At 76.8% G+C, this 1,561-nt stretch carries 2 protein-coding genes; both read left to right on the top strand.

The window, feature by feature from the left end; all coding sequences use genetic code 11:
• Positions 1–694 (top strand): JAB domain-containing protein (locus V7Z97_RS20420; RefSeq protein WP_334165465.1); only part of this gene is annotated, 694 nt, incomplete at its 5' end.
• Positions 694–1,561: DUF7146 domain-containing protein (locus tag V7Z97_RS20415; protein ID WP_334165464.1), on the top strand; the 868-nt coding region annotated here is incomplete at its 3' end. The genes V7Z97_RS20420 and V7Z97_RS20415, both read left to right, overlap by 1 nt.

The following is a 1,561-nucleotide window of genomic DNA, read 5'->3' as shown; positions in this document are numbered from 1 at the left end:
GCGCCCCACACGCTCGCCCCATCCCCCGCCGCCGCCGGCAACGCGGGAAACGCTCGCTGAACTGCGCGCCCGCGTCGAGACCAGGGGGCCCTCCACGCTGTCCACGGAGCATGCCCTTACCCTGATGCTCGCGGCTTCCGCCGGTCGCGCAGCGGGGGCCATCGCCCGACGCCTGCTCGAGCGGTTCGGATCGCTCGCCGAAGTCCTGGGCGCATCTGGCCCCGAGCTGGCGTTGGTGGCCGGACGTCGCGCGGCGCGGGACCTGCGCCTGCTCCACGACCTGCATTGCCGCGCGCTCGCCGAGCCTCTTCGGGTGCGGCCCCTGCTCACCGCCTGGTCGCAGGTGAGGGCCTACCTCCGCACGGCGATGGCGGCCGAGCCGCGGGAGCAGTTCCGGGTGCTGTTCCTGGATCGCGGCAACCGCCTGATCGCCGACGAGGTGATGTGGTCGGGCAGTGTGGACCATGCGCCCGTCTACCCGCGGGAAGTGGTCCGCAGGGCGCTGGAGCTCAGCGCCTCCGCCCTGGTGCTCGCCCACAACCATCCGGGACGTGATCCCGCGCCGTCGGGCGCCGACGTCGAGATGACGCGGCAGGTGGTCGAGGCCTGCCGCGCGCTGCGGATCGCCGTGCATGACCACCTGCTGGTGGCGGGCGACGAGGTCGTCAGCCTCCGCGCCCTGGGGGTGATGTGATGTCGCTCGCGGCCATCGTCCGCGCGCTCGGCGGAGACCTCTACGCCGGCGGACGGCGCGCCAACGTCCCCGCGCCCGGCCACAGCCCCGCCGACCGTTCCGTCTCCCTGCTGCTCGACGGCGACCGGGTGATCGTCCACGCCTTCGCCGGCGACGACTGGCGCGATGTGCTGCGCGAATTGCGCCGCCTGGGGCTTGTGGACGCGGACGGCCGGCTCGGGCGCGGGGCGGCGCCGGGCGCGCCGGAACCCCCGGGGCGGAGCCAGCGGCGGGCCGTGGCGGCGGCCCTGTGGGAGGACGCGCGCCCCGTCCCCGGGACGCTGGCGGAACGCCACGCACGGCGCCGCCGGATCGGCCGTGCGCTTCCCGAAGCTCTGCGCTTCCATCCCGCGGCGCCCGTCCGGGCGTACGGACCCGGGGGCGGCCCCACATGCCCGGCCCTGCTGGCGGCGGTCCGGGAGCCCGGCGGCGCCCTGTGCGCGGTGGAGGTCACCTACCTCTCGCCGGCCGGGAACCGGGCGCGCCTGCGGCTGCCGCGCAAGACCATCGGGCTCCTGCCGCAGGGCTGTGCGGTCCGCCTCGACCCGGCCGGCAGGGTGATGGTGGTGGCGGAAGGGGTGTTCAGCGCGCTGTCGGCCGGCGAACGCTTCGGGCTCCCGGCCTGGGCGCTGCTGTCGGCCGGCCGGCTGGTCGCCTGGCGCCCGCCTCCGGAGGCGCGCCGGATCCTCGTGGCGGGGGACCGGGATCGGGTCGGCGAGGACGCCGCCTCGACCCTGGCGGCCCGGCTGCGGGCAGCCGGCGTGGAGGCTGTCGTCCGCCTGCCGCCGGCGCCGTTCCGGGACTGGAACGAGGCCGCGGACCCACCCT

It is taken from the genome of Phenylobacterium sp. (genome assembly GCF_036821595.1).
Taxonomy (GTDB): domain Bacteria; phylum Pseudomonadota; class Alphaproteobacteria; order Caulobacterales; family Caulobacteraceae; genus Phenylobacterium.
The sequence above is the reverse complement of the archived record's forward strand: the minus strand, read 5'-3'. Positions and strand labels throughout refer to the sequence as shown.